Genomic DNA, 25453 nt, shown 5'->3' on the forward strand with positions numbered 1-25453 from the left:
TCGTTTCGTTTTTAACCAAACGATAATTAAATATTATCGGGAATAAACTATTCTTCAAGCATGAAATATCAAATATGCGATCTAGATCACGAAAAAAATCCATATTCGAACAAAAAACAGCCATTAATAAATAATTTCTTTGATTTTTGTACGAAAAAAATAGAAAATGACATAAACTAAATAACACGAAGGAAACATATGGATCGTAAAAATGTCATTTTGGAGCTGCTGGAACAAAAAGGTAGTCTGAATAATCAAGAACTAAGCAAACTGTTAAATTGCTCTAGCGTGACTATTCGCAATATTGTTCGAGAATTAGAAAAACAAGGCTTACTTGTCAGAACACATGGCGAGATCCATAAAGTTAAAAACACGATTTCGATTGCAATTCCTGCAGGGAATATTCTCAAAGATCAAGAAAGTAAACTAAAAATAGCCGAGCAAGCCTACCAATATATTGAAGAAAGAGATACGATTATATTAGATGACTCTTCAAATAGTTATTATCTAGCCAAAGTGCTCAAACAGCATAATCATAAATATTTAATTGTTATTACTAATTCCCTTGTCATCGCCGCTGAGCTATCTGAATGTCCTTCTATTGATGTGTTTATGATGGGGGGAATAATCACCAATAATCCCCCAGCTTGTACGGATAATTTTGCCTGCCAGATGTTAAAAAGTTTTAAAGCCACCAAAGCCTTTATTGGTGTACATGGGATCGACCCAAATATGGGCGTTACCTCTATCGGCAATGCCCAAATGCAATTCAAAAAGTTGATTTTTGAATCTTCATCACAGGTTTATGTCTTAGCTTGTGGCAATAAATTCGGCACAGGATACGTTTTAGTGTCAGCAAAAATTGAAGAAATAAACCGAATTATCACAGATCGTAGCATAAATCCTGAATACCTTACCCAGTTAGAAAATCGAGTATTGATCGATATCGTTGATTAAGTTTTCTATCTAAATTAATTCACCCTTAACGTATATTTAATATACAAGGGTGAACAAAAGCACTCCACTTTTTACTCCAAATAAACCAATTTCTAGCATTTTTTTATCTTTTTTTTCATATTTGTGACGTAGATCACAGTATAACTTAATCTTTTTTTGTAGAATACAAACATCAAAAGTTCACATATTGTTCTTTTGTTATATATTTAAATAATATTATCACTTTCGTTTATTGAAACAATTCATGAGGATGTAATTATGCAAAAACCAACCGTTGCGATGGTATTAGGCGATCCAGCAGGCGTAGGGCCTGAACTGGTTGCTAAATTGCTCACCCAAACAGCACAAAGAGAAAAAGCCAATATTTTATTAATCGCTGATAGAGATGAATTACAAAAAGGTTTGAGCATTGCTCAAGTGAGTTTTGACTATGATGAAATTTCAGAACAAGAATTGCCTTCTTATTCATTTAAACTCGGTAAACCTGCATTGATTCATCATAAATGCTCTCACCCAGCCCCTTTTGAGTATGGTAAAGCAACCGAACAAAGTGGTGTGTATATTTTAGAAACACTTAAAAAAGCCGTTACTTTTGCACAAGCTGGTTATGTGCAATCCATCTGCTTTGCACCACTGAATAAGCAAGCCATGCATTTAGGCGGATTAAAATACCGAGATGAATTACATTGGTTCGCTGACCAAACAAATTTTCATGATTTCGTTTGTGAACTCAATGTCGTGGATGGAATTTGGGCAAGCCGTGTGACTTCGCATATTCCATTTAAAGATATTGTGCCAAATCTTTCTGTTGAAAGCGTTGTTGATTGTATTTGTTTATTACATAAATCACTCACACAAGCAGGCGTGGAAAATCCTAAAATTGCCGTACAAGCATTAAATCCACATGGTGGTGAAGGTGGTGTATTTGGCGATGAAGAAATTAAAATTATCAAACCAGCTGTCGAAAAAGCACGTCAAGAGTATGGTTTTGATCTCTATGGTCCATTCCCTGGGGATACAACCATGCGAGAAGTCCAACGTTTAAAAATTGATGGTGTGGTATCAATGTATCATGATCAATTTTCAACCGCATTAAAATTATTAGGGTTTGAACGAGGCGTAACGGTTCAAGGGGGAATCCCAATTCCAATTACCACAGCAAACCATGGAACAGCTTATGATTTATACGGTAAAAATGTGGCTATTCCAAGTGCATTTGAAGAAGCATTTAATATTGCCGTTCGCATGGGAACTGGTGTGTTAAATACGAAGTAAAAAAGAGAGGTAGATGATGAGTAGAACACCTAAAAAATTATTGAATAATCCAAATGATGTGCCAGCTGAACAACTTGAAGGGCTATTATATGCTTGCCATGGAAACTTAATTAAAGTTGAAGGATACAGTGGCGTTTATCGTAAGGATATTGGTGAAAATCAGGTAGTTGTCATAACGGGTGGTGGCAGTGGTCACGAACCGATGTTTGCAGGTTATGTGGGTAAAGGACTCGCTGATGCTGCTGCTCTCGGCGAAGTTTTTGCCTCACCTTCACCTGATATTATTATTGAAACGACTAAAGCATCACATAAAAATCAAGGCGTATTGTTTGTTTACGGAAATTATGCTGGCGACAATATGAACTTTGATATTGCTGCAGAACTTCTTGAAGAAGAAGGTATTCACGTAAAAACAGTACGAGTCACTGACGATATTTCAGCTGCTCCACTCTCAAAAATGAGTGATCGTCGAGGCGTAGCTGGCGATATGTATGTACTTAAAATTGCAGGGGCGGCAGTTGAGTCAGGCTATGACTTAGATGCCGTACATACAGTCACTGCAAAAGCCAATTTTAATACTCGTACTATGGGTGTCGCATTAGGTGCTTGCTCTATTCCTCAAACAGGTAAATTCAATTTTGAACTCGCTGATGATGAGTTAGAACTTGGCATGGGTATTCATGGCGAACCTGGGGTTAGACGCCAAAAAATGTCAAGTGCGGATGAAATTAACGAAGAAATTGTTAATCGACTCTGTGAAGATATTGAATTAAAAGCTGGCGATCGGGTTTGTGTCACTATCAATAACTTAGGGGCATCAACCTACACCGAACTTTTAATTGCCAACCGAAAAGTACATCAAGAACTCGCCAAACGTAATATTCAAATTTACGACACATTAATCGGCAGTTATTGCACCTCGCAGGAAATGGCTGGCTATTCCGTCACTATTTTCCGTTTAGATGATGAATTGCAAAAACTCTACGATATGAATTGTGATAGCTTTGTATGGAGAAAATAAAATGAATGTAACAGAAACAAAAGCATTATTGTTATATACCGCAGAAAAAATGGTTGATAGCGAGCCTATGTTGACCGAATTAGATCTAAAAATCGGTGACGGTGATCATGGATTAGGGATGCAACGGGGGTTTGCTGCAGTACGAGATTTACTGAAAGGTGAAACTTATCAACCAAAAGACGTAGGTGAATTGTTCTTAACCGCTGGGACAAAAATGATGTCTAGCATGGGCGGTGCATCTGGTGCCATCTTTGGTACATTGTTCCGTGCTGGAGGTAAAGCCATCGCAGGACAAGACACATTCAATGCAGCTGTGTTATCACAATTTTTAGTCGCTGGATCTGCTGGCGTATTTGCTCGTGGCGGTGCAAAACCTGGTGATAAAACAATGATGGATGCCTTAGTCGCCGCAGAAAAACAATCGCTATTAGTACAAAATGAGAGTTTGGAAAATGCCTTATTAAGCATTACCAAAGCTGCTGAAGAAGGAGCAGAAAGTACTCGTAACCAAGTTGCTGTATTTGGTCGGGCAAAAAGTTTAGGCGAACGTTCTTTGGGTTATGTTGATCCAGGTGCGGTATCCATGTCCTTAATCCTTAAATATATGGCTGAATTTGTCACTCATTAGTTCTGTATAACAGAAAGGCATAAGGCTGATACACATCAACTTATGCCTTTCAACAAAAGGAGACGTTATGACTCAACAAAAAGCATCAAATATCCGTTGGTTTGTATTCGGTATTATTTTTCTACTGGGTGTTGTCAACTTAATTGATCGAATTTCTCTTTCCATTGCAATGCCAACCATTGCACAAGAATTTGATCTATCGCCTGAATTACAAGGTGTTATTTTGAGTAGTTTTTTCTGGGCATACGCACTCTTGCAAATTCCCGGTGGATTACTCATTGATAAATATGGCCCTCGTAAAATGATTACGGGCTCAACTGTGTTATGGGGAATTTTCCAAGCTGTCGCCGCACTTTCTACTGGCGGTCTATCCTTGCTTTTAACTCGTTTTATGCTTGGAGCCTCTGAAGCACCATTATTCCCATCAGGTGCAAAATTAAATGCAACTTGGTTATCACCACAAGAACGTGGGCGTGGTGCAGTTATTATGGATTGTGGTGGCCCACTAGGTGCAGCATTAGGTGGCATTATTATTGCTTACATGATTGCAAGCATTGGTTCATGGCGAATTGTATTTGCTATCGCAGGCATCGCTACTATTTTACTCGGTTTCGTTTCATGGAAATTTCTGCGAGATACACCGCATGAACATCAATCTGTTAATGCCGAAGAACTTAAATTAATTGATGCTACACATTCTAAAGATCAAATTTCTTTAGATGTTTCATCCAGTTCAACAAAAATTGGATTTGATTATTTTTCTCTTATTTCTATTCTCTTTGGTCGTGCAGCTTGGGCAATGATGTTCTTTGGTTTGCTTACTTGGGGACCAAGTTATTTAGCACAAGCTCGTGGATTTGATATTAAAGGCATTGGCAATGCTACATTTATTATCTTTTTATGTGGAACATTAGGCTCATTATGTGGCGGTTTTATTTCAGATAATCTAGTGAAAAAAGGAATCTCTCAACGTTTCGCATTAAAAAGTGTTTTGACAATTTCAGGAATCAGTACACTCATTGCATTTTCATTATTACCAAGTATGAATGATCCTATTGTCGCTATTGCAACCCTTTCTGTTGCAGCCTTTTTCCTGATGTGGGGAAGTTTATATTGGAGTTTCCCAGCATTGTTAGCCCCGAAAGACAAGGTAGGGACTGTTGGCGGAATTATGAACATGGCAGGAAGTATCGGAGGAATTGTTGTACCTATTTTAGTCGGTGTGATCTTAGGGCAATCTCAAAATTACGATAACGTATTGCTATTTTTCTCAGGATGCTCTGTCATTTATATTCTAGGCACATTAAGTATAAAACTCAGTAAACAAGATAAATAAGGTAAATATTATGGAAACTAAATTATATGATGGTCCAATGATCGATGCTCATCAACATTTTTGGCAACCACAAATTAACCTGCATCCATGGTTAGAACCAGATGTATTAATCCCTTTTCGATACGGAGATTATACGGCGATTAAAAAAGAATATTTACCACCTGATTATTTAAAAGATGCAACATCGAAGCATAATGTCGTCGCCACTGTTTATATTGATGCAGAATGGGATCCTAAAGATCCTTTAGGTGAAACGAGCTATATCCATACGATTGCAGATAAATTTAATATGCCCAATGCAGTGGTTGCTCAGGCGTGGTTACATCATGATGATATTGAAGATGTATTAAAGGCTCAATCCCAATATCCTTTAGTGAGAAGTGTCAGACATAAACCTGCAGGAGCTTTAACGCCACAAGAAGCATTATCTGGTGTGAAAACGTTAATGAGTGACGATAAATGGCGGCAAGGTTATGAATTATTGTCCAAATTTAATCTCAATTTTGATTTACAAACACCTTGGTGGAATTTACACGAAGCAAAGGAATTGGCTATTGATTTCCCTGATACGCTTATCATTCTAAACCACACAGGTTTGCCATCTGATCGTTCAAAAGAAGGATTACAATCTTGGCATAAAGCGATGTCACTTTTGGCTGATATTCCAAATATTGTCGTGAAAATTTCAGGTATTGGATTACCGAATAAACCTTGGAATATTGAAGATAATCATTGGATTATTCAAGAAACCATCAATATCTTTGGTGTAGAACGAACTATGTTTGCCAGTAATTTCCCTGTTGATAGTTTATGTGGTGATTTAGACACTATTTTTACTGGATTCAAGGAAACGGTAAAGCATTATAGTGATGATCAACAATATCAACTATTTTTTGCTAATGCGAAAAAATATTACAAGATTAATCTCTGAAAAGGAATATATATGAGCTCTCTTAAATTATCTGTAAATACCTCCATATATGATGGATATGACATAGAAACAACCCTTTCCTCAATTAAGAAGTGCGGTTTTAATTTCTTTGAATTAGCATATAATCAAGGCTATGTTGGTAATTTAACCCAACAACTTTTTTCTCAACAACATGCCGATGAAATTAATCAATTAAAAAATAAATATCAACTAGATACTTATGCTTTAGGCTGTACAATGGATTTAAGTGTAGAAAATTTCTATGAAATTTTTTCACCACGAATTTATTTTGCACACGCTATCGGTGCAAAATTTCTGAACGTTTGTACTTGTAAGGCAGAAAATAAAGCTGAATTGATTAAAAATCTAAAATCTATTCAACCAATATTGTCTGAAACAGGATGTATTTTGTGCCTAGAAAATGGCGGAGATAAAAACTTTAATGCTTTTATCACCCTTGAGGATGGTCTAGACATTTTACAGCAATTAGATGATGAACATTATTCTATTAATTTTGATGCTGGTAATATGGTTACTTATGATAAAAGTCTTGACGTAATAACACAATCTATATCCGCAATAGAACACTCAAAACATTTCCATTTAAAAGATGTAAAGGTAATCAATGATCAATTTCATTTTCCGGCTATTACTGGAGAAGGATTAATTAGTTATGACAAAATTATACCTCAATTAATCAAACAAGATATTCCATGTGGTATTGAGATCCCATTAAGAATGTACAGAAAAGCCGATGCTACTCCAATTAGACAAGAGGAACCTATAGACCTAAATATAATTGAAAACACTTTATTATCATCTAGACAATATATTCAACAACATTTGATTTAATTTTGACGAGGTGTCACTATGAAAAGCACAAGTTATCAACAAAAACCAACAGCATTTAGATGGGTTATTTTTACAGTAATGTTTTTCTTATTAGCTGTAAATTTAATGGATAGAATCACATTATCTATTGGTATGCCTTATATTAAAGAAGAATTTAATTTATCTCCTACTATGCAAGGTTTAATTTTAAGTAGTTTCTTTTGGTCTTATGCATTACTACAAGTTCCGGGTGGTTGGTTATTAGATAAATATGGGCCAAGAAAAGTTATTACAGGGGCATTACTTGGTTGGGGATTCTTCCAAGCTATTATAGGATTTGCTAGCAGTGGCATGCATATGATCTTAGCTAGAATAGGTTTAGGAGCTGCTGAGAGTCCCGTTTCTCCAAGTGGCGCAAAACTTAGCTCAACATGGTTAACTTCCCAAGAAAGAGGACGGGGAGCCGTAATTATGGATTCTGGTAGTCCACTAGGTGTTGCAGTAGGAGGCGTTCTTGTTGCCAATTTAATTCTTTGGTTTGATTCTTGGAGACTCGCTTTCATCATTGTCGGTATATTTACAATGTCTCTTGGTTTTCTCGCTTGGCTCATTTTACGTGATAAACCATCACAACATAGTAGAGTTAATCAAGCAGAATGTGATTATATTGAACAAGGTAATAGCGTTTCTTTGAATGATACACCTGAAAGCAAAACTCAAGGATTAGGGATATCTTGGTTCATGATGTGGGCTATTATGATTGGTAGAGCATCTTGGGGAATGGTATATTGGGGCTTACTTACATGGGGACCAAATTATTTAGCTCAAGCACAAGGATTAGATTTAAAAGCTATTGGTAATTCTACTTTCCTTATTTTTATTCTAGGAACTGCTGGTTGCTTATTTAGTGGATTCTTTGTTGACTTCTTGGTTAAAAAAGGGATTAGCCATAATATTGCATTAAAAAGTTTATTATCGCTTTCTGGTATTGTAGGTTTATGTGTATTTATGATGTTGCCATCAATTACTGATCCAGATTCTGCAGTTTGGCTATTAGGAATTGCGGCATTCTTTATGATGTTTGGCAGCTTGTATTGGAGTTTCCCTGCTATATTAGCACCAAAAGATAGAGTGGGATTAGTCGGTGGATTTATGAATATGGCTAATAGTTGTGCTGGTATTCTAGTGCCAATTCTAGTCGGAGTAATTCTAGAATATACAGGCAGTTTTTCTGGTGTGCTAACTTATTTCGGTATTTGTGCAGGTTTTTATATTTTAGGTACATTGTGTATTAATTTTAATAAAGCACCTATATTATCTCCGACAAAATAAGGAACTTATATGACTAATAAAATTATCCCATCTCTTTTAATACCTGAAATATTCTTCCCTATGATGGGAAATGAAAAGAATATCTTAGATATTGTACATAAAATTTCAGATATTGGATTCTATCAATGTATTGAATTGGGGATCTTATTTGATAAAGATATTATAAATAAAGTAAGAAATATTGCTGAAAATAATCATCTTAAAATTACCCAATGGATGACATTTGAATTATTAAAGCATAACTTAAATTTAGCGAGTTTAGATAAAGAGCAAAGAAAAAAATCTGTCTCCAGAGCCAAAGAATTAGTTCATATTGCAGGAACACAAGGCACTACTAAACTTTCTTTGGTCAGTGGACCTAAACCAGAAAGTCATCTACAAAATGAAGCAAAGAAATACTTGTCTGAGTCTTTGATTGAGCTAAGTCAAGAATTGACACAATACAATGGACTTATTTTACAAATTGAACCCTTGGATTGCTTTGCACACAAAAAACAACTCATTGGATTAACCAACGATACTGTGGATTGGATTACATCTTTCCGCAAGGAATGTCCTAATCTATATATCGCATGGGATAGTGCTCACGTTTGTTTAAATCAAGAAGATTTAACACAATCGTTGATAACTGCAGCACCACTAATTTCTCAATTACATCTTTCCAATGCAGTATTAGATCCTAATTCTCCTAAATATGGCGATTTTCACATGAAAATAGGAAAACCTGGTTTCTTAGATCATAAATCAGCTATATCTATTTTAAAAACGGCAAGAGAATTGAATATACCAAATAGATTTGATGAATTGTCCGTTGCTGTAGAAGTTAGGGGAAATGAAAATGATGACCTATGGAAAAATGAATTGGAATGTAGAAAATTTTTGAAAAACATATTTATAGAACTTGAAGTATTGTAAATGAGGTTATTATGAAAAAATCTATTTTAAGAGTAGAAAAAGTACCTGATATGGTTGTTGAAATGCTAGTTCATGATTATAACATATATTCTTATACAGACATAAGTGAACTAGAGTTCAATAAAATTTCAAATGAAATAGAAATTATTTTGGCAAGTGGTGAATCTAAGGTTACGGCTTCACTCATGGAAAAGCTCCCAAATTTAAAACTCATATCAGTATTTGGGGTTGGTTATGATGGTGTTGATATTGAAACAGCTAAACAAAAAAATATAAACGTCAGTCATACCCCCAATGTATTAACTGATGATGTGGCAGATTTAGGCATGGCTCTGTTATTAGCTACATCAAGAAAAATCATTGGTGCTCAACGTTTTATTGAGCAAGGATATTGGGGAAAAACTAGCTATCCTTTAACAACCAAAGTTTCTGGAGGGAAACTTGGCATAGCAGGATTTGGTCGAGTAGGTCAAGCTGTCGCTAAAAGAGCTGAGGCTTTTAATATGCAAATTTCCTATTTTGATCGTAGCCCCATATCCAATATTTCTTTCAAATACTATTCTGATCTCGCTGAACTAGCAAAAGATAATGAATTCCTTATAGTCTGTTTAACTGGCGGAAAGAGTACTAATCATTTAATTAATAGACAAATCTTACACGCACTAGGAAAGCAAGGTATTTTGATTAATATTGCTAGGGGGGGTGTTGTCAATGAAAAAGATTTAGTTAATGCGATTAATAATAATGAAATTGCTGGAGCTGGTCTAGATGTCTTTGAAAATGAACCTGATATTCCTAAAGATTTACTCTATAAGGATAATGTTGTTCTTAGTCCACATTTAGGAAGCGCTACTTATGCTACTCGAAAAGAAATGAGTACCCTAGTAGTAAAAAATATTAATTCTTTCTTGTCTGGAAAAGGACTAATAACACCTATTCCAGAATTAGCAATATAAATCATATACATAATTTAAGTAATAAAATGTGTAAAAATTTATTAAAAATCAACTATAAAGAGGTGATCTTATGAAAAAACTAAATACCATTTCTGCAACTATCTTATTTACAACCACAGTATTTTCAGCTTCAGTATTTGCTGCTGGACAACATACCCTTGCACTTAGTCATTATGGTTCACCTAGTGATACCATCACTAAGGCAACGGAATTAATGGCCAAAAGAGCCAATGAATTATCTAATGGACGAATTACAATCAAATTACACCCGAATAGTGAATTAGGCAGTTCAGATACACAAATTGATGGCACGAGAATGGGAACGATTGATATTGTTGTCGTTGGAAACCCATACTATACAACATTTAATGAGGAACTCAATTTACTTGATCTGCCATTTTTATTTAGAGATGAAGAACATGTAGAAAAAGTATTAAGTGGTGAAATTGGAAGTGAACTATTGAAATCACTAGAAAAATCTAATTTGAAAGGACTCGCTTTTTATGAAATTGGCTTTAGAGACATCACAAATAGCAAAAAAGCCATAAAATCTGTATCGGATTTATCTCATTTAAAATTAAGAACTACACCAAATCCAGCACACATTGCAGCATTTAAAGAATGGGGAGCGAATCCTACACCGATGCCATTTAATGAAGTTTACTTTTCTTTAAAAACCGGTGTAATTGATGGACAAGAAAATCCAGTTCACCATATTTATAATAATAATTTACAAGAGGTTCAAAAATATCTGTCTTTAACACACCATGCTTATACTGCTGCACCAATGTCTATGAATTTAGATAGTTTCAATGCATTAGATAAAGAAGATCAAGATATTTTATTGCAAGCTGCAAAAGAAGGGGCAGATTTAGAGAAAAAACTTAACCTAGAAGAAAATCAAGTTTATTTAAATAAACTAAAAGAACAGGGTATGGAAGTAGAAGAATCTCCAGATACTGCATCATTCCAAGCAGGGGCTAAACTCACTTGGGATGATTACGCAAAAAAATTCGGTAATCAATACATTCAAAAAATCATTGATACCAAATAAAAAATTAAGTAATGATGTTCATTAAGGAGGCAAACAAAATGGTTGAAAAATATGATGAGTTTATAAAAAAGACATTTCTATCATTAGGATGCCTCTTTTTTATCATTATTGTCGTCATGACATTTATACAAGTTATAACAAGATATGTGATAAACATATCTTTTCCATGGGCAGAGGAATTTTTACGTTTTTGTTATACATGGATGATATTATTTGGAATATTAACAACGGCTCAAATACAGGTTCCATTATTAAGAATTATGATTTTTGAAAGATTCAAATACGGCTGGTTATTATCATCATTGCTATATATTGTTATGTTAATTTCTTTATTTTTATTAATAAAGGGCGGAATAAAAGTTTATTCAATGAATTTAAATAGCTATTATTCAGCATTTAAGATTTCAAAATCTTGGGTTTATGTGCCATTCATTCTGTGTTTATCGTTAGAGATTGTCAGAATTATACTTGATTTTGTCCATTTAGCTAAAACTCGTCAAGTGAGGGAATTATAATGTCATTTATCGTACTACTTGGAATAATGTTTATTCTCACCGTTTTTGGATTACCGCTATTTTATAGTATTATCTTTGCATCAATTGTGACATTATTTTGTTTTCTACCTAATATTCCTGTCACAATTGTCGCCCAACAAGTTATGCAAGGATTAGATACAAATGCCCTGCAAGCATTAGCCTTTTTCTTCCTAGCTGGAGAATTAATGAGCGTTGGTGGCATAACAACAAGGATCATTCGATTTGTTAGCTCATTAATAGGACGCTGGAAAGGGTCTCTTGCTTATATTAATATTTTTTCTAGTTTATTTTTTGGTTCAATTAGTGGCTCTGCCGTCGCTTCAACAGCAGCAATTGGTAGCTCACTCATACCAGAAATGAAAAAGCAAGGCTATCCTGCACCCTTTGCAGGTGCATTAACACAATCTGCCTCTATTATTGGCCCGATTATTCCACCGAGTGTCCCCATGATTGTGTTTGCTGCATTAGCTGGATCTGGAGTGTCTGTGGGTAAAATGTTCATGTCAGGCATCATTCCGGGTGTCATGATTGCATTAGTATTAATTTTGACAACATTCGTTCTCAGTAAACTTTATAAATACGGCAATAAATCTACGCCTTTCAATTGGACGGAAGTGAAAGAAAGTGCAAAAGATGCACTTTGGGCGATATTTTGTCCTGTTATCATATTGTACGGTATTATTTCTGGTATTTTTACCGCTACTGAGGCGGGAGCCGTATCCGTTGTCTATGCGTATTTAGTCGGCACATTTGTTTATAAAGAACTCAGTTTCGAATTATTGAAAAAGTCACTTATTTCATCTCTAAAAGGCACAATTACAGTGATGTTAATTGTTGGGGCTTCTTCAATCTTTGCTTGGCTAATTGCACGTTTACAAATTAGCCATCAAGTAGCTGATTGGGTATCATCTATTTGTAATAGTCCTTTACAAGCACTTATTCTGATTAACATTATCGTATTGTTTATCGGAATGGTAATGGATCCAACTGCTGCACTTACAATATTAGTGCCTGTATTTATGCCTATCGTTGCACAATTTAATATAGATCCAATACATTTTGGTTTAGTCATTATTTTAAACTTAATGATTGGATTAGTGACACCACCTGTGGGATATTTGATATTTCTATCCGCTAATATCGCTGAATGTGAACCGATGAAAGTACTAAAAAGCAGTTTACCATTTTTATGTGCATTATTTGCCTTGTTAGCATTGCTGATATCTGTACCTGAATTTAGTACATTCTTACCAAATTTATTATTTAAATAAGGAGTCGAAAATGAATAAATGGATCGATCTTTCAATGCCTATTTCTCGTAATCATATACGTTGGAATCCTACAATAGAAAAAAAAGGTAACTTTGATGATGGTGATTTATTTGAAGCTACACAGTTACAAGTATCTTGCCACGCTTTCACCCATATGGATGCCTTAAGTCACATCAAAAAAGATGCATATAATATTTTAGATATTCCTATTGAAACTTATATGGGGGAATTTTATGTCTTAGACTTATCAGAAGTAATTGGAGATAATTTTGCTATTACCCCTGAAGTGCTTTCCTCTATTTGGCCTGAAAGCAAAGAAGTAGAAAAAATAATTTTCAAAACTTGCTGGGATCTTCATTATAGTTACAATTCAAAAGAATTTTGGGGAAATGCTCCGTATATTACGTTTGAGGGAGCTGAATACTTAGCCAATAAAAATCTCAAAATTATAGCTTTTGATTTTCCGCAAGATTACCCTATCCGAGGTTGGCTAACTGGAACAATGGAAAAACCATTAACAAAACATGTGACACATCATCATTTACTCATGAAAGGCGTAACATTAGTAGAATATATATGTAATACAAAAAATATTACATCCCCTACAGTTGATGCATTAATGATTCCAATAGCCATTGAAAATACTGATGGTTCACCTTGCCGAGTATTAATTAAAAATCACATTCAACATGATGAATTTCAGAGCATAGCAGAAGAACTTATCAAAAATTTAGGGGGACAAGAAAATATTAGTGCATTAACGCATTGTGCAACTCGTATTCGAGTTGTATTAAAAAATGATAGATTAATGAATAAAAAATCAATTGAAAAAATTAATAAAGTGAAGGGGCTATTTTCTATTACGGATCAATATCAGATTATTTTTGGAACAACTGTTGTAGATAAGGTTTATAATAAAATCAAAGAACTCTCTCTTATTTAATTATTATAATGCTAGCCGAAAAACTCTTTCTAGGCTAGCATTATATATTCTCATATTATTAACTCTTGAATGAGTTAATTTCAGACTCTATTTCTTTTATCCTTTCCATCATAGAATGGAAATCATATTTTTTATCATCATAAATCATACCTGAATTGCACATTTCATTATAGTCTTTTTCTAATTCAATAAAATGGTTATCATTAGGTGCTAATACGAATTTACAATCTAAACAATCATCATAATGTGCATAACTAGAATTAAAAAAGATTGACTTAAGATTTACAACATCTAGTAATAATTCTTGATTAAATAATGCTTGCTTTCCAATCCCTTTATCATATAGTTTTACCAAATCATACCAATGACGAGATAATCGTTCTGCATTTTGTTTTACTCCTCGATGACATGCAACATGGATCAATGTCGCTTTTTCCCAGAAAGTGCGTTGCGGAGACAATACTATAACATTAGCCTCAGGTAATGAAATGTTAAGCCCATCTTCCATAATATACGGTTTAACAATATGTTTCTCATTTGGATCAATAATATTTCTTCCACCTAATTCAATTAAAACAGATTCTTTAATATACTGATTTGACACACCAATAATAGATGGATAATTTATCCAAATTTTCTCTCCTGATTCATCTACTTTTATATCTACTGGTATCGAATATTCTTGTAGTTTATATTTTAATTCTGGAATAATAATATTATCACGATATGACTTCACTTCATTTTTCAATTTGTCACTAAAGTATTTTATTTTAGTTTTGCTCATATCAGGGCTAAAAGAACTAGAAATATCAAAATAACGATAATCTAATGTAATATCAATATCTTCCGAAAAACGATCGATTATACCAAAAATCTTGGATAAAGATGTTCCACCTTTAAACGCCATAGGATGCTTATTCGGAATATTAAAAATGATATCTAATATTAAACAAAGCCATATATCTTTTTCTAAAACATAATCTCTCATAGCTAGCTTACTACTATAATGTTGAATTATTTCAAACTGCTCTTCATTATTTAATGAGAAATAAGATTCAAATTGCATAAGTTTCCCTTTAACTAAACTAATAACTCAGCTGAACTAATAGTTTTATGTATCCATGATGCCAAATTTGCATTTTTCAGCATAATATACTCTTCTTCGCTAAGATAATTTTGGATTATCTTAATCATATTTGGCGTAACTATCTCTTTTCCTAAATACCATAAAGCTGAAATAACTAATCCCACTTGTGTACCTGCATACTGTAATTTTCTCTGGTTTGATGTATGTACCAGTTTTACTTGTTGATTAGCAATAATTATATTCCTTGTTGCTCCATTCGTGTAAAAGATGGTTTGCACCGGCATTTGTGTACTCAACTTTAATCGTCTAGCTGCCTCAGCACCATGAACCTGAAGAGTCTCTCCATTTTGTTGCGAAATGAGGTTAAGTACACTTTCAATATCAATAGGAACGTTACCTACAAATCTATTCTTCTTTGGACGAAAAAAAATGCCACGTGCAGCCCTGTTTATTTCATTATTTTTTACCATTCTTGATAAAGCTTTATCAACCACAGATCTTTCTCCAAACTCTAAAAAATCTTTTGATGAAAAAAGAACACCTAATTCAGTTTTGCCTATTTTTTCTCTAATATGTTGATTTATTGATAACATATACAACCTTAAGTCATAAAAACACTAATATTTTCTGACATTGTATCACTAAGAAGAAAAAGAACAACAAAAAAATAGCATCGACTTTAGGCGATGCTATTCAATATGTTAGCCCAAAGTTTCTATTATCTAGTTATACTGCTTCCTGTTTAGCTCTTAGCGCCTGAGAAATTAATCTAACAAAATTATCAGCCTGCCATGCACTACGACCAGTAAACAGTCCATCAATGTTGGGTTGTAGAATCAGATCATTTGCATTGTCAGGATTGACACTTCCACCATATAATGTAGGGATTTTTGAACTATCTTCACCAAATAATTCAAACAAACATTGTTTAATGACTTGGTGTTTCTCATTCGCATATTGGCTACTTGCTGGAATACCATTAACACCTATAGCCCACACTGGTTCATAAGCAATCCATAAATGAGATAATTGCTGTTTTTCAACATTATGTAGACCTATTTTTAGCTGTGTTCTCAATACTTCATCAGAAATACCATAATTTTTTTGTTCCAACGTTTCGCCAATACAGAGCAAGGTAGTAAAACCATGTTTTAGAGCAGACAAGACTTTTTGATTTTCTTCTGAATCTGTTTCTCTAAAAACATGACGTCGTTCTGAATGCCCAATCATCACAAGTTTTACGCCAAGTTCTTTCAACATCAAAGGTGAAATATCACCTGTGAATTGTCCATTGTCATGAGAATTCATATTTTGAGCACCAATTCGAATAACAAGTGGTTTGTTATCTTGCTCAATAACATTCACAGCATCTTTCAAGCTTGTATAAGAAGGAATAACAAATAATTCTACATCAAAAGGTGACTCAATTTGGTTTGCTAAACGAGATAATTCAGCTAAATAATTTACAGTCTCCCCATTTCCTTTATACATTTTCAAATTTGTACCAAAATAGACTTTTTTCTTCATAGCACTTCCCTACCGGACTTATTTAGTGGAATTCTCACTAATGTTTACTATATTTTGCGTCAATTTCTTTCATTTTTTCCAATTTAGGCGTTGAACCACCGCCAGCAAAATCACACGCAATCCATGTCTTAAGTAAACTTTTAGCTAGTTCTACACCAATGACTCGCTCACCAAAGCAAATAATTTGGGCGTCATTGCTTTTTCTAGAACGTTCAGCTGAAAAAACATCATGACAAACAGCCGCTCTAACGCCTGGTATTTTATTAGCGGTAATACACATGCCTATCCCCGTACCGCAAGTTAAAATAGCTCTGTCATATTTTCCCTCGGCAACAGCTAAAGCAACTTTCTCCGCAACATTGGGATAAAGCGTTTTATCTCCAGCTCCTGCACCAAAATCATCACATTCAATACCTAGTTCTTGTAAGTATTTAATTAACTCTACTTTTAAGTTATAAGCAGCGTCATCACAACCAATTGCAAATTTCATAATTCACCTCTTAGATAAAATAGTCTGACTAGACTATATAATTTATAATTTTGCTAAATTAAGTACCGTATTGATATTTGTTGCACTAGTGGCAATAATATCAATAATGCCTGATCTTAAGGCACCTAAAATAGCCATAGTTTTACTGTTCTCTGCAGCAATCCCAATAACGCAAGGGATCGCTTTTAAATCCTCTAAACTTAACCCTATAACTCGATTACTCATCGTTGTTTCAACAATTTCCCCCTGTATATTGAAAAAACCATAACCAGCAATATCTCCGATTACTCCTTGATTAATTCTCGCATTAGTTACTTCTAAAGGAGTAAACCAGCCTAACTGCACCATATAACTATTTTCAGACATGTCGCCCAATCCAACTAAAGCAATATCGGCTTTACGAGCTCTATCTAATGTTTCCTTGATCACGCCATTACGCATAAAAATATCACATATTTCTTTACTTTCTAGATAAGCAGGAGAATAAAGCGTCTCATTTGTTCCACTAAATTTATTTGCTAAAGTACGGCAAATATAATCAGCATCGACTGGTTCTCCCGTACGTTGCACACCACCAATACCACAAATAAATTTACAATTTTTATCGGGGTAAACACCAATATGTTCACCCACTGCTGCCACATTACGTCCTTGCCCGACAGCGACCGTCATACCATCTTTAAGGGTACTTACCAAATAATTACTAACTAAGGAAGCTACTTGCTTACGTTGCTTTTGTTCATTAGGTTCATCAACTGCTATCAATGCACGTTTAATGCCAAATTGTTCAATTAATCTTCTTTCTAATTGTGAAGTAAAAACAGGATGATACTTAACGGTTATCTCCACTATTCCTTCTTGTCTAGCTTTCTTCAATAAGCGACCAACTTTAATTCTTGAAATATTAAACCGGCTTGCTATTTCTTCTTGGGTTAAATTATGTTCATAATAGGCTATAGATATTTCAGTAAGTAAATCATTTTCTTCCATACAAAGGATACTCTCTAATTTTAAATAGTTTATATATCAAGACTTATTTAAAAAATAACATTACATATGTTCATTATAGTAACTTTTGTTAAACAATCAATAAAATTAACGAAAAAATGTGATAAAAATCAAAAAATATAAAAAATAATTAAATTGTATGATAAGAAAACTATCAACATCATGTAGATATCAATAAAGACAGGGGCAGTGATTATAAAAAAGTGATTGATCAAGTTAACAATCAATCACTTATGAAAATGGAATTCTATTTTCCTATTTTTTGTAGAAATAAAACATCAATAACATTTAATTAGAATAACTTCTTAGACATATCCAACAATTCTGCTTTAAATGGGCGACGCATATTATCAATCGCATCAATAATATCATGATGCACTAATTTTTCATTTTGAATTCCTACACAACGACCTTTTTCTCCTTTTAACAAGAGTTCAACTGCATACACTCCCATACGAGATGCCAAGACTCTGTCAAAGGCCGAAGGCGTTCCGCCACGTTGAATATGACCTAATACAGTAGCTCGCGTTTCGTTCCCCACACGAGCTTCAATATCTTTGGCTAATTGATGTACATCTGTGACTAATTCGGTAATCACGATCAAAGCGTGGTTTTTACCATTAGCAAAACTGTTTTCAATTTGCTGAATTAATTCTTCTTTGTTAAAACCAATTTCTGCTGCAATGGCATATTCACAACCGCCAGCAATGGCTGCCGATAAGGTTAAATCACTACAATGACGCCCCATGATTTCCACAATAGAAATACGATGATGTGAGCTTGATGTATCACGCAAACGGTCAATACAAACCACTGCAGTTTCTAATGCGGTTTGATAACCAATGGTGTAATCGGTACCCGGAATATCATTATCAATGGTACCCGGTAAACCGATACAAGGGAAACCATGTTCTTCGGTTAATAATTTCGCACCGGTATATGAACCGTCCCCGCCAATCACCACTAAAGCATCAATACCATGTGAACGTAAAATCTCCGCACACTCGGCACGTACGGCTGGATCTTTAAATTCTGGGAAACGTGCAGAACCTAAAAAAGTACCGCCTTTATTAATAATATCTGATACGCTATAACGATTTAATTGTTTTATTTTATTTTGGTGTAAACCACGATATCCATCATAAATACCATAAACATCTAAACCTTCAGTTAATGCTGAACGCACCACCGCACGAATGGCGGCATTCATACCTGGTGCATCACCACCACTGGTTAATACTGCAATTTTTTTAATCATGTCTGTTACCTTTTATTAAATATAAAAATCCGATAAATTTTTGCGTGCTAAGATTACACTATTCCCTTATTTGGCTCTAGTAAAATTTCATCATTTTCACACAAAATTTGATCTAGTTAAAATTCTGTTTACTTTTGAACGGAGGATATTTGTGGTAATTCACAATGCCAATGCCATGTTAATTGATGTAACCTTGCTAACTCTTTATCTATCGCATATTTTTTCAAATAGCCCACCAACTTTTCTTTTCCCATATTGGCCAATTTACGTGACTGCGGTACTTTTAAAGAATATTGATATTGCACGAAACCACAGCCCGCCACATCCGATGCACGAGCCACTTCTAATTGCCAATTAGGCTGCTGTTCATTTGGAGCATAGATCACAAAGGCGTACATTGTGCCGTTTTCCACCGTAAAATTAAAATGCTCTACCCCATTGGTTTTATACACGTTTTCTCGCAACTGAATCCGTTCTTGTAAAGATACATTTTGTACATTACGATCATGTAATAATTCAATCGCAGTTTTCCAATTTTTACCGTTTTCTTTCTTCATAAAATACACATAATGCGCCATACTTCCTAGATCTTGACTGGATTTCAACGCATAGTTTTTATGATGATAGGTAATATTTTGCGGTACATTTAATTGAACTTGTGGCGTAGGTTCCGTCGGTTGCTGAGTGACACAGCCAGATAGCCACAAAACAGCCAAAAGTGCGGTGACAACATTCCGATAGGCATTTTGAACGCCACTTGTGGCGTGGGCAAAGCCCCGAACCATCCTTTCAAGGATGGTAAGTAATTTTTTCATTATTTTACTCACTTAAATCTCGTTTAAACACCCATTCTTGCTCACTGGATGTGGTTTCATCAAACCAATAACCGCCTAAATCAAAGGCTTTTAATTGCTCGGCTTGGGTTAAGCGATTTTGAATCATATAGCGACACATTAAGCCACGTGCTTTTTTCGCATAGAAACTAATGACTTTATATTTGCCATTTTTTAAATCTAAAAAGACAGGTTTAATGATGTTTGCTTGAAGTAAATCCGTTTTCACTGATTTAAAATATTCATCTGATGCCAAATTAATCAACACATTATCACCTTGTTGCTCCAGAGATTGCTGTAATGCCTCGGTAATCACATTTCCCCAGAATTGATACAAATCCTTGCCTTGTGGATTTTGCAACTTGGTACCCATTTCTAATCGGTAAGGTTGCATTAAATCTAACGGCCGCAACAAGCCATAAAGCCCTGACAACATACGCAAATGTTGTTGAGCAAATTGAATATCATCTTTACTTAAACTTTCTACTGCCAAGCCAGTATAAACATCCCCTTTAAAGGCATAAATGGCAGCTCGAGCATTTTGTTCATTATGTGCCACTTGCCATTCGGCAAAACGTGCGGCATTTAATCCAGCCAATTTATCACTAATTGACATTAACGAACCGATTTGAGCCGGCGTAAGTTGACGGCAAAGTTGAATTAATTGTTCACTATATTGGGTTAACTGCGGTTGAGAAAATTCAAATTTTTCCACCGCACTTTCATAATCTAATGTTTTCGCTGGCGAGATAATGGCTAGCATGTTATTCCTTAAATATTGTCTAAACGCCAATCAATTTCAGCGATCTGATGTTGGCGTAAATAATCATTGGCTTGGCGAAAATGCCCACAGCCGAAAAAGCCACGATACACCGATAACGGCGACGGATGGGGAGCGGTTAATACACAATGTTTGTGGCGATCAATAAACCGTCCTTTTTTCTTCGCATGACTGCCCCACAACAAAAACACCACATGCTCACGATGTTGATTTAAGGCGGAAATCACCCGATCAGTAAAGGTTTCCCAACCAAAATTCGCATGAGAATGCGGAAGTCCTTGCTCGACAGTTAACACGGTGTTTAATAATAACACACCTTGCGTCGCCCATGCTAGCAATGAGCCATGATTTGGCATGTGAAAATCGAGATATTCTTGTTGCAATTCTTTGTAAATATTGACTAAAGACGGCGGCGGAGCAACCGGTGGCTTCACCGAAAAAGCTAAACCATGGGCTTGATTCGGCCCATGATAAGGATCTTGCCCTAAAATCACCACTTTCACTTGTTCAAATTCAGTCAATTTAAAGGCATTAAAAATCTCGCTTTGGGGCGGATAAATGATTTTCCCCACCTGTCTTGCTTGATGAACTTGTTGCAAAATATGCTGAAAATAAGGGGCTTGTTTCTCTTCTCCGATCACATCATGCCATGTTTTCATGATTTTCTTCCTATAATCCTTCTCATTTCGCCACAAGTATAGCGATTTTCTAACATTTTCACTAGATTTTATTCTCACAAATCGTTATATTAGCGAACACTTGTACGCTAAACAAAACGATATCACAGGATTTTAATCATGAGCTTGGATTTTCACTTTATCAACCGTATTCGCCACCAAGCAAAAACGCTCGCCAAACAGACTGCACTGCGTTATAAACAACAAGAGCAATGGGTCGATATGAATTGGGCGGATTTCCAATCTCACATTGATGAACTGAGTCTCGCTTTATTGGCCAATGGCGTACAGGTGCAAGATAAGATCGGCATTTTCGCTCACAATATGCCAAACTGGACCATCACCGATATTGCGTCCTTGCAAATTCGTGCGGTTACTGTACCGATTTATGCCACCAACACCGCTAATCAAGCGGCGTTTATTATCAATAACGCCGACATGAAAATCCTGTTTGTTGGTGGACAAGAACAATATGACCAGCTTCTTGACGTATTAGATCAATGCCCACAATTAGAAAAAATTGTGGCCATGACACCCGATATTGCCTTGCATTACTGCGAAAAGGCCTATCATTGGTCTGATTTTGTGCAACTCGGTTCAGAACAATACCAGCCTGAATTGGATCAACGCCTTGCAGACAAATCTCTTGATGATCTCTTTACCCTAATTTACACTTCTGGTACCACCGGCGAACCAAAAGGCGTAATGTTAGATTATGCGAACTTAGCCCATCAATTACAAGCTCACGACAAATTACTCAACGTGACCGAACAAGATGTATCGCTGTCTTTCTTGCCGTTCTCGCATATTTTTGAACGTGCTTGGGTCGCCTATATTCTCCATTGTGGTGCGGTCAATGCTTATTTGGAAGACACCAACCAAGTTCGCCAAGCCTTAAGCGAAGTTCGCCCAACGATTATGTGTGCCGTGCCACGTTTTTATGAGAAAATTTACACCGCAGTTTGGGACAAAGTACAGCAAGCCCCCTTTTATCGCCGAGCCTTATTTAACTGGGCCTTGAAAGTGGGAGAACGTTATTTTCATGCGAAAGGATCAGACCACAAACCGTCTTTTTTATTGCAAAAACAATATGCGTTAGCGGATAAAATCGTGTTCAGCAAACTCCGCCAACTTCTCGGCGGACGCATTCGCATGATGCCTTGTGGTGGAGCCAAATTGGAACCGAGTATCGGTTTATTTTTCCACAGTATCGGCTTAAACGTCAAACTCGGCTATGGTATGACTGAAACCACCGCCACCGTTTCCTGTTGGGATGATGTGAAATTCAACCCCCATTCTATCGGCACTTTAATGCCTGATGCGGAAGTCAAAATCGGGGAAGATAACGAAATTTTGGTGCGTGGTGGCATGGTCATGCGTGGCTATTACAAAAAGCCCGAAGAAACTGCCCAAGCCTTTACTGCAGACGGTTTCTTAAAAACCGGTGACGCCGGTGAATTTGATGCGGACGGCAATTTATACATTACCGACCGTATTAAAGAACTGATGAAAACCTCCAACGGCAAATATATTGCCCCGCAAATGATCGAAGGAAAAATCGGCAAAGACAAATTTGTGGAACAAATTGCGATCATTGCGGACGCTAAAAAATACGTTTCCGCCTTAATCGTGCCATGTTTTGAAAGTTTAGAAGACTACGCCAAACAGCTCAATATTAAATACCAAGATCGCTTAGAATTAGTCAAAAATTCTGAAATTATTCAAATGTTTGAAAAACGCATTAACGATCTACAAAAAGAATTGGCTCATTTCGAGCAGATCAAAAAATTCACCTTATTACCGCAAGCATTCACCACCAAAATGGAAGAAATCACCCCAACGCTCAAACTGCGTCGTAAAATTATTTTACAACGCTATCGTGAACAGATTGAGTCCATGTATAAGGGAAAAGCGGAGAAATCGGAGAAAAGCGACAAAGAATAATCAAAAGTGCGGTGTAAATTTTTATTTTTTTCTTGCTCTATTTCAGGTATGCTTACAGCCAGTTCATTCTGCTTGCAGCCCTGAACTTAAACGTGACAAGTTTTGTTTGTTTATCTAACAGGAAATCTATGAAAAAATTACTTTTAACCACCGCACTTTTAAGCAGTGCATTCTTCGCTCAAGCACAAAGCGTACCCAATCCTAACACTACCACACATACCTATGAAATGACCCAAACCTATCAGGTGAATGTACCGCAAGGTTCTAAAGGCGAAACCAATTTGTGGGTGCCGTTGCCGTTTAATTCTGATTATCAAAACGTACTATCGATTGAGTTTGAAGGTAATTTCAAGCAAGCCTATATTACCGAAAATAACCAATATGGTGCCAAAACCCTGTATGCGAATTGGGACGAAAAGGCAGAAAAACGAGATTTAACCGTTAAATTATTGGTGCAGACGCAAGATCGTGAACCCATGGTTCAAGGCTTATTAAAAGACTATCAAGCCCCTGAAAAAATTGAATATTCGGTGGATGTGCAACAATATTTAAAACCGACGCAACATATTAAAATTGATGGTGTGGTGAAAGCATTTGCCGATAAAATTGTCGGTCAAGAAACCAATCCATTAAAACAAGCAAAATTAATTCATGATTGGATTGTGAATAATATGGAACGTGATAATTCGGTACTCGGTTGCGGTGACGGCGATGTAGAAAAAATGCTCACTACTGGCGTGTTAAAAGGCAAATGTACCGATATTAATTCGGTATTTGTGGCATTAGCTCGTGCTACCGGTATTCCTGCGCGTGAAATTTTTGGTATTCGTTTAGGTCAAGCGGTGAAAATGGGCGAATATTCCAAATCGGCTTTTGGCGGTGCGAAAGACAAAGTGGCGAATGAAAATGGCGGTCAACATTGCCGTGCGGAATTTTATTTAGCCGGTTTCGGTTGGGTGCCAGTGGATTCTGCGGATGTAGCAAAATACCGTTTAACCGAGAAAAAAGCCGTGGATGATAAAAACACCCAAGCCGTGGCAAACTACTTATTCGGTAACTGGGAAGCCAACTGGATCGGCTTTAATCATGCTCGTGATTTCAACCTTTATCCAACGCCAGAACTCGCCCCAATTAATAACTTCGGCTATCCTTACGCAGAAGTGGGTGGCGATCCGTTAAATTCTTATGATGCCAAAGCCTTCGGTTATGAGTTTATCTCAAAAGAACTATAATCCGTCCTTTTGGACAGCCTGTGTCACGGCACTGATCGCTGCCGTGACCTCTAGCCTATGTTGCATTGCCCCCTTGATTTATTTGATTTTCGGGGTGTCATCTACTTGGCTAATTGGCTTAAATCAACTGGACTGGTTACGCATACCCATGCTGATTTTATCCTTGGGGGCATTCGGTTATGGATTTTGGTTATTAGTCTTTTCCAAAAAGATCATTTGCACGAAATACTTATCTCGGAAAGCGTTATTATGGGGTTACTGGATTTTATTTATGTTCATTATTTTCTTGTTAAGCTACCCTACGCTATTGCCGTTAATCTTGGAGTATGTTGAATGAAAAAATGGGTCATATTGTTGCTCGGTTATTTGTTTTCAGCGTTGAGTTTCGCTGCGGAAAAACATGTCACCTTGCATATTGAAGAAATGAACTGCCAGCTTTGTGTGTATTTAGTCAACAAAGAATTGCGAGCTATTGACGGCGTGATTTCCACCAAAGGCAATTTTAATGATCGGTTGGTGAAGATTGTGGCAGAAGAAAAAGTGACAAACGAACAACTCATTCAGGCGATTGACAAGTTGCATTATCATGCCATTGTGAAAAATTAGGGGCGATATATTCGCCCCCCTAAG

Annotated in this window: 27 protein-coding genes; 18 read left to right on the forward strand and 9 right to left on the reverse strand. The window is 35.8% G+C overall.

The window, feature by feature from the left end; translation table 11 throughout:
• Positions 1-198: 198 nt before the first annotated feature.
• From ACTG7X_RS06545 to ACTG7X_RS06610, 14 genes are all read left to right on the forward strand, one after another.
• On the forward strand, positions 199-957 hold the full coding sequence (locus ACTG7X_RS06545; RefSeq protein WP_439257719.1) for a DeoR/GlpR family DNA-binding transcription regulator: 759 nt from the start codon (positions 199-201) through the stop codon (positions 955-957).
• A 258-nt stretch (positions 958-1215) separates the two neighbouring features.
• Positions 1216-2232: a 4-hydroxythreonine-4-phosphate dehydrogenase PdxA gene (locus ACTG7X_RS06550; protein WP_439257720.1), complete on the forward strand. Its 1017-nt coding sequence runs from the start codon at positions 1216-1218 to the stop codon at positions 2230-2232.
• Between the two features lie 16 nt (positions 2233-2248).
• Positions 2249-3253 (forward strand): dihydroxyacetone kinase subunit DhaK, encoded by a 1005-nt coding sequence (locus ACTG7X_RS06555; protein WP_439257721.1) that lies wholly within the window; start codon positions 2249-2251, stop codon positions 3251-3253.
• A gap of 1 nt (position 3254) precedes the next feature.
• A complete protein-coding gene (gene dhaL / locus ACTG7X_RS06560; protein WP_439257722.1) occupies positions 3255-3881 on the forward strand; it encodes a dihydroxyacetone kinase subunit DhaL in 627 nt (208 codons plus the stop codon).
• Positions 3882-3948: 67 nt separating this feature from the next.
• Positions 3949-5217 carry an MFS transporter gene (locus ACTG7X_RS06565; RefSeq protein ID WP_439257723.1) on the forward strand — a complete coding sequence of 423 codons (1269 nt, stop codon included), beginning with the start codon at positions 3949-3951 and terminating at the stop codon, positions 5215-5217.
• 10 nt (positions 5218-5227) lie between these two features.
• Entirely contained in the window at positions 5228-6148 is a 921-nt protein-coding gene (locus ACTG7X_RS06570) for an amidohydrolase family protein (protein ID WP_439257724.1), read from the forward strand.
• A 12-nt stretch (positions 6149-6160) separates the two neighbouring features.
• Positions 6161-7000: a sugar phosphate isomerase/epimerase family protein gene (locus ACTG7X_RS06575; RefSeq protein WP_439257725.1), complete on the forward strand. Its 840-nt coding sequence runs from the start codon at positions 6161-6163 to the stop codon at positions 6998-7000.
• 18 nt (positions 7001-7018) lie between these two features.
• Positions 7019-8311, forward strand: a complete 1293-nt coding sequence (locus ACTG7X_RS06580; protein ID WP_439257726.1) for an MFS transporter — start codon at positions 7019-7021, stop codon at positions 8309-8311.
• 9 nt (positions 8312-8320) lie between these two features.
• On the forward strand, positions 8321-9226 hold the full coding sequence (locus ACTG7X_RS06585) for a sugar phosphate isomerase/epimerase family protein (protein ID WP_439257727.1): 906 nt from the start codon (positions 8321-8323) through the stop codon (positions 9224-9226).
• Positions 9227-9237: 11 nt separating this feature from the next.
• Complete coding sequence (locus ACTG7X_RS06590) at positions 9238-10182, forward strand: 2-hydroxyacid dehydrogenase (protein ID WP_439257728.1); 945 nt, start codon at positions 9238-9240, stop codon at positions 10180-10182.
• A 70-nt stretch (positions 10183-10252) separates the two neighbouring features.
• Positions 10253-11236, forward strand: a complete 984-nt coding sequence (locus tag ACTG7X_RS06595) for a TRAP transporter substrate-binding protein (protein WP_439257729.1) — start codon at positions 10253-10255, stop codon at positions 11234-11236.
• Positions 11237-11274: 38 nt separating this feature from the next.
• Positions 11275-11751 (forward strand): TRAP transporter small permease, encoded by a 477-nt coding sequence (locus ACTG7X_RS06600; RefSeq protein WP_439257730.1) that lies wholly within the window; start codon positions 11275-11277, stop codon positions 11749-11751.
• Entirely contained in the window at positions 11751-13043 is a 1293-nt protein-coding gene (locus ACTG7X_RS06605; RefSeq protein ID WP_439257731.1) for a TRAP transporter large permease, read from the forward strand. The genes ACTG7X_RS06600 and ACTG7X_RS06605 overlap by 1 nt, the downstream gene beginning before the upstream one ends.
• A 10-nt stretch (positions 13044-13053) precedes the next feature.
• Complete coding sequence (locus ACTG7X_RS06610; protein WP_439257732.1) at positions 13054-13986, forward strand: cyclase family protein; 933 nt, start codon at positions 13054-13056, stop codon at positions 13984-13986.
• 58 nt (positions 13987-14044) lie between these two features.
• Here ACTG7X_RS06610 and ACTG7X_RS06615 read toward each other — a convergent pair whose 3' ends face one another.
• The 9 genes from ACTG7X_RS06615 to ung all read right to left on the reverse strand — a co-directional run bounded on the left by ACTG7X_RS06615 (position 14045) and on the right by ung (position 21629).
• Entirely contained in the window at positions 14045-15052 is a 1008-nt protein-coding gene (locus ACTG7X_RS06615; protein WP_439257733.1) for a nucleotidyl transferase AbiEii/AbiGii toxin family protein, read from the reverse strand.
• A gap of 14 nt (positions 15053-15066) precedes the next feature.
• Complete coding sequence (locus ACTG7X_RS06620) at positions 15067-15666, reverse strand: DUF6088 family protein (RefSeq protein ID WP_439257734.1); 600 nt, start codon at positions 15664-15666, stop codon at positions 15067-15069.
• A 133-nt stretch (positions 15667-15799) separates the two neighbouring features.
• Positions 15800-16600 carry a triose-phosphate isomerase gene (tpiA, locus tag ACTG7X_RS06625; RefSeq protein WP_439257735.1) on the reverse strand — a complete coding sequence of 267 codons (801 nt, stop codon included), beginning with the start codon at positions 16598-16600 and terminating at the stop codon, positions 15800-15802.
• Positions 16601-16637: 37 nt separating this feature from the next.
• Positions 16638-17090, reverse strand: coding sequence for a ribose 5-phosphate isomerase B (gene rpiB, locus ACTG7X_RS06630; RefSeq protein WP_439257736.1), 453 nt, complete (start codon positions 17088-17090; stop codon positions 16638-16640).
• A gap of 42 nt (positions 17091-17132) precedes the next feature.
• Positions 17133-18080 (reverse strand): sugar-binding transcriptional regulator, encoded by a 948-nt coding sequence (locus ACTG7X_RS06635; protein WP_439257737.1) that lies wholly within the window; start codon positions 18078-18080, stop codon positions 17133-17135.
• 310 nt (positions 18081-18390) lie between these two features.
• Positions 18391-19356, reverse strand: a complete 966-nt coding sequence (gene pfkA / locus ACTG7X_RS06640) for a 6-phosphofructokinase (protein WP_439257738.1) — start codon at positions 19354-19356, stop codon at positions 18391-18393.
• A 128-nt stretch (positions 19357-19484) separates the two neighbouring features.
• A complete protein-coding gene (locus tag ACTG7X_RS06645) occupies positions 19485-20171 on the reverse strand; it encodes a 6-phosphofructokinase (RefSeq protein WP_439257739.1) in 687 nt (228 codons plus the stop codon).
• A 4-nt stretch (positions 20172-20175) separates the two neighbouring features.
• Positions 20176-20952: a peroxide stress protein YaaA gene (yaaA, locus tag ACTG7X_RS06650; protein ID WP_439257740.1), complete on the reverse strand. Its 777-nt coding sequence runs from the start codon at positions 20950-20952 to the stop codon at positions 20176-20178.
• 8 nt (positions 20953-20960) lie between these two features.
• The gene (ung, locus tag ACTG7X_RS06655; protein ID WP_439257741.1) at positions 20961-21629 is read right to left on the reverse strand and encodes a uracil-DNA glycosylase; all 669 of its coding nucleotides are present in this window, start codon (positions 21627-21629) and stop codon (positions 20961-20963) included.
• 138 nt (positions 21630-21767) lie between these two features.
• On the opposite strand from ung, the gene ACTG7X_RS06660 reads away from it, so the two are divergent.
• From ACTG7X_RS06660 to ACTG7X_RS06675, 4 genes are all read left to right on the forward strand, one after another.
• Positions 21768-23591 carry an AMP-dependent synthetase/ligase gene (locus tag ACTG7X_RS06660; protein WP_439257742.1) on the forward strand — a complete coding sequence of 608 codons (1824 nt, stop codon included), beginning with the start codon at positions 21768-21770 and terminating at the stop codon, positions 23589-23591.
• A 128-nt stretch (positions 23592-23719) separates the two neighbouring features.
• Positions 23720-24823, forward strand: coding sequence for a transglutaminase-like domain-containing protein (locus ACTG7X_RS06665; RefSeq protein ID WP_439257743.1), 1104 nt, complete (start codon positions 23720-23722; stop codon positions 24821-24823).
• On the forward strand, positions 24798-25160 hold the full coding sequence (locus ACTG7X_RS06670; RefSeq protein ID WP_439257744.1) for a hypothetical protein: 363 nt from the start codon (positions 24798-24800) through the stop codon (positions 25158-25160). Before ACTG7X_RS06665 ends, ACTG7X_RS06670 begins: the two co-directional genes overlap by 26 nt.
• Positions 25157-25429, forward strand: coding sequence for a heavy-metal-associated domain-containing protein (locus ACTG7X_RS06675; protein ID WP_439257745.1), 273 nt, complete (start codon positions 25157-25159; stop codon positions 25427-25429). Before ACTG7X_RS06670 ends, ACTG7X_RS06675 begins: the two co-directional genes overlap by 4 nt.
• The last annotated feature ends 24 nt before the right edge of the window (positions 25430-25453 follow it).

Source organism: Lonepinella sp. BR2271 (assembly GCF_051851515.1).
Classification (GTDB): Bacteria; Pseudomonadota; Gammaproteobacteria; order Enterobacterales; family Pasteurellaceae; genus Lonepinella.